Origin of the sequence: Paenibacillus maysiensis, from assembly GCF_000520815.1 — a bacterium.
Taxonomy (GTDB): domain Bacteria; phylum Bacillota; class Bacilli; order Paenibacillales; family Paenibacillaceae; genus Paenibacillus; species Paenibacillus maysiensis.
In genome coordinates this window covers 1-3,788 of sequence record NZ_ASRY01000064.1, presented here as the reverse complement: position 1 = coordinate 3,788, position 3,788 = coordinate 1, and the positions used below count along the sequence as shown (strand labels likewise).

The following is a 3,788-nucleotide window of genomic DNA, read 5'->3' as shown; positions in this document are numbered from 1 at the left end:
CCCAGCCGTGAACGGTTGACCCGGCTCCGGCGCTCACCGGTGCTGCTGCACCCGCGCCGCTATATGCTACAGCATGCGGAGCGGATGGATATGTTGCATCAGCGGCTCATTCGGGCAGCAAGCAACCGTTCGCGCCTGAACGCGGAGAAGAATGCGCGTATGCGCCAGGTACTGGAGCGGTTTAACCCGCGCGAACAAATCCGGTCGGCCCGCAAGCAGACAGATGCGGCACAGCGTCAGTTGGAGTCTGCAATGCGTGCTATTACCAAGATGGGACGGCAGCAGCTACACGCGGGTATTCGTCAGTTGGATGCGCTTAGCCCGCTCAAGGTCATGTCGCGAGGCTATAGCCTTGTGTATGATGAGCAGGAGAAACGGCTGATCAAGTCGCTAAAAGACGTACAGCCGGGGGATTCCATCAAGATTAAAGTGAGTGACGGGCAGTTGGACTGCCAAGTATGGGGAATGAAGGAGGACGCGAAGCACGGTGGCGAATGAAACGGAATTGAATTTTGAAGCGGCTATGGCTGCTCTTGAAGAAATTGTCGGACAACTGGAGCATGGAGACGTTCCTCTGGAACAAGCCATTGATTTGTTCCAGCGGGGTATGAAGCTGTCTCAGCTTTGCAGTCAGAAGCTGGAGCAAGTTGAACGTAAAATTGAAATGATTGTGGAAGAGGACGGAGATTTACGCAAGAAGCCTTTCGGCGGCGGATTGGATGAAAACGGTGGTGAAGGCGTTGAATAGACCATCGTTCAAGGAATATTTGACCGGGACGGTGGACGAGATTTCGTCTGTATTGACCGACCAATTCCCAGCTCATTGGAGCATTCCCGCCGTTCTTCGTGAATCCATGAATTATTCACTCACCGCAGGTGGAAAACGCCTGCGGCCTCTGCTTGTGATCGCAGCTGCCGAAGCATTCGGCGGAAGCCGGGAGGCAGCGTTACCCGTAGCATGTGCGGTAGAAATGGTACATACGTACTCCCTGATTCACGACGACTTACCAGCCATGGATGATGATGATTATCGCCGGGGCAAACTGACGAATCATAAGGTATACGGTGAGGCGGTTGCTGTACTTGCAGGGGATGCATTGCTGACCCACGCTTTTTACAGTGTCGTACAGGCGGGTCGTCGTCACGGAATTTCATCCGATGCGCTGCTGTCCATCGTGGAGGAATTATCCGAGATGAGCGGAGCGCGGGGCATGGTGGGCGGTCAGGTCGCGGATATGTCCGGCCAACAAGGGATGACGGGAATTGAGGAACTGGAGTATATCCATCTCCACAAAACCGCTGATTTGATTATTTTCTCTTTGCTGGCTGGTGGACGGATCGGGGGAGCGGATAAGGGTCAATTAGAGGCGCTTCGCCGTTTTGGCCGCGATCTGGGACTGGCATTTCAAATTCAGGATGATATCCTGGATCTGGTGGGCGATGAGAGCAAGCTGGGTAAAAAAACGCAAAGCGATGTTGAACAGGAGAAGGTTACGTATCCGTATTTTATCGGTATGGAGGCTTCCTTGCGACAGGTGGAGGAACTCACGGCTTCAGCTAAAAATGCGTTAATTGAGGGCGGTATACCTGATTCTTCGCGTTTGCTGGAGATTGCCGATTACCTGATGAAGCGAGATCATTAGCAGGGGTAGGTCTGTTTTGACTTGTCTGCGTTTAAGCATGACGAAAAAGTGTGATATAATACTTGTTAACTTTACACACAAACTTGAAGGAAAGCGGGGAGATATGCGTGCTGCTTCCACACATAAAGCAACCAGGCGATCTGAAATCACTGTCGGTTAAGGAGTTAGATTCTCTAGCCGAGGAAATCAGGAGCTTTTTGATTGAGAAGCTGTCCGTGACTGGGGGGCACCTGGCATCGAATCTGGGAGTGGTTGAGCTCACAATCGCCCTGCATTACTGCTATAACAGTCCGAAGGACAAAATGATTTATGACGTTGGGCATCAGGCCTACGTGCACAAAATATTGACAGGGCGAATGGATCGTTTTGATACCCTCCGCCAACGTGATGGACTTTGCGGTTTTGTAAAAAGAAGCGAGAGCGAGCATGATGTTTGGGAAGCTGGACATAGTAGCACTTCTCTGTCGGCCGCGATGGGAATGGCTTTGGCTCGTGATTTGAAGGGTGAGGACAATAAAGTCATTGCCATGATCGGGGATGGAGCGTTGACTGGAGGCATGGCCTTCGAAGCGTTGAACCATATTGGACATGAACGTAAAAACTTGATGGTCATTCTGAATGACAATGAAATGTCCATAGCGCCGAACGTAGGGGCAATGCATAATTATTTGAGCAAAATCCGCTCGGACCGTCATTATTTGCGGGCTAAGGATGAGCTGGAAGTTTTGCTGAAAAAAATACCTGCTATCGGTGGTAAACTTGCTAAATCGGCTGGCCGTGTCAAGGACAGTCTTAAATATATGATGGTGCCAGGCGTGCTGTTTGAGGAACTGGGGCTGACGTATCTTGGTCCGGTGGACGGACATGATTTGTCCAAGCTGATTGAAACCTTCCAGCAGGCGGATAACGTCACTGGCCCCGTGTTGGTGCATGTTGTAACCACCAAGGGTAAAGGTTATAAACCTGCGGAGGCAGATTCACATAAATGGCACGGAATCAGTCCATACAAAATTGAATCCGGTCAGGTACTCAAAGCTGTGGGCAATCCGATGTATACGGAAATTTTTGGACATACGCTGATTGAGCTAGCTGAGCAGGATGAGCGTATCATTGCGGTTACACCTGCTATGCCTGGTGGATCAGGGCTGGTGCCGTTCAGTAAGGAATTTCCTACACGCATGATTGACGTCGGCATTGCCGAGCAGCACGCAGCTACCATGTGTGCCGCCTTGGCAATGGAAGGGATGAAGCCGGTATTTGCGGTATACTCCACTTTTATGCAGCGTGCTTATGACCAAATTGTACATGACATCTGCCGTCACAATGCGAACGTGATGTTTGCGATAGACCGTGCCGGTTTTGTCGGGGCAGATGGAGAAACCCACCATGGTGTGTTTGATGTAGCGTTCTTGCGTCATATCCCGAATCTCGTGCTTATGATGCCCAAGGATGAAAACGAGCTGCGACATATGATGAAAACAGCACTTGATTACGACGATGGCCCGATTGCTTACCGCTATCCGCGTGTTAATGTGGTTGGTGTGCCGATGGACAAAGAATTGCACGCTATACCTATCGGCAGTTGGGAGCTTTTACGCAAGGGTGAGGGCTTCGCTGTAATCGCTTCAGGGCCAATGCTCCAAGTGGCGACAGAGGCTGCGGACACGATGAAACGAGAAGGTTTGCAGGTGGGAGTTGTGAATGCCCGTTTCCTCAAGCCGTTGGATGAAGATATGCTGCGTGAGCTGGCTCGTCAGCATACAAAGCTGATCGTATTAGAAGAAGCTTCCGAAGCGGGAAGCTTGGGTAGCGCCGTGCTGGAATTTTACGCCAAAGAAGAAATACAGGATGCACAGGTGCGCCTGATGGGGATTCCCGATATGTTCGTGGAACATGGCTCGATCAAGGAGCAACGCGCCGAAGTGGGTCTTACCGTTGAAGCCGTATGCCTGAAGCTTCGCAAATGGGCTTCCGAGCCAGCGTATGGCATGGGACAATCGGTATAGGGGATTGAAGCGAAAACGATTTATTTATGAAAAAGTATGACGAAAGCAGCGTAGCTGCCTTAAAGGGAGATTAACATGTCTGTTCCGAAGGAACGCATTGATGTATTACTTGTAGAACAAGGCTTTTTTGAAAGCCGCG

At 50.8% G+C, this 3,788-nt stretch carries 4 protein-coding genes; all 4 read left to right on the top strand.

Annotated features, from left to right (window positions below):
* The coding region (locus L696_RS0104085) for an exodeoxyribonuclease VII large subunit (protein ID WP_025682504.1) at window positions 1-498 on the top strand (498 nt) is incomplete at its 5' end.
* Window positions 488-748: an exodeoxyribonuclease VII small subunit gene (xseB, locus tag L696_RS0104080; protein ID WP_007430920.1), complete on the top strand. Its 261-nt coding sequence runs from the start codon at window positions 488-490 to the stop codon at window positions 746-748. The genes L696_RS0104085 and xseB, both read left to right, overlap by 11 nt.
* Window positions 720-1,643, top strand: coding sequence for a polyprenyl synthetase family protein (locus L696_RS0104075; RefSeq protein ID WP_025682503.1), 924 nt, complete (start codon window positions 720-722; stop codon window positions 1,641-1,643). Before xseB ends, L696_RS0104075 begins: the two co-directional genes overlap by 29 nt.
* A 107-nt stretch (window positions 1,644-1,750) precedes the next feature.
* Window positions 1,751-3,649 (top strand): 1-deoxy-D-xylulose-5-phosphate synthase, encoded by a 1,899-nt coding sequence (dxs, locus tag L696_RS0104070; RefSeq protein ID WP_025682502.1) that lies wholly within the window; start codon window positions 1,751-1,753, stop codon window positions 3,647-3,649.
* Window positions 3,650-3,788 lie beyond the last annotated feature (139 nt).

Excerpts from the sequence above, each read along its gene's own strand:
- L696_RS0104075 (WP_025682503.1), top strand. The coding sequence starts at position 720 with ATGAAAACGGTGGTGAAGGCGTTGAATAGACCATCGTTCAAGGAATAT.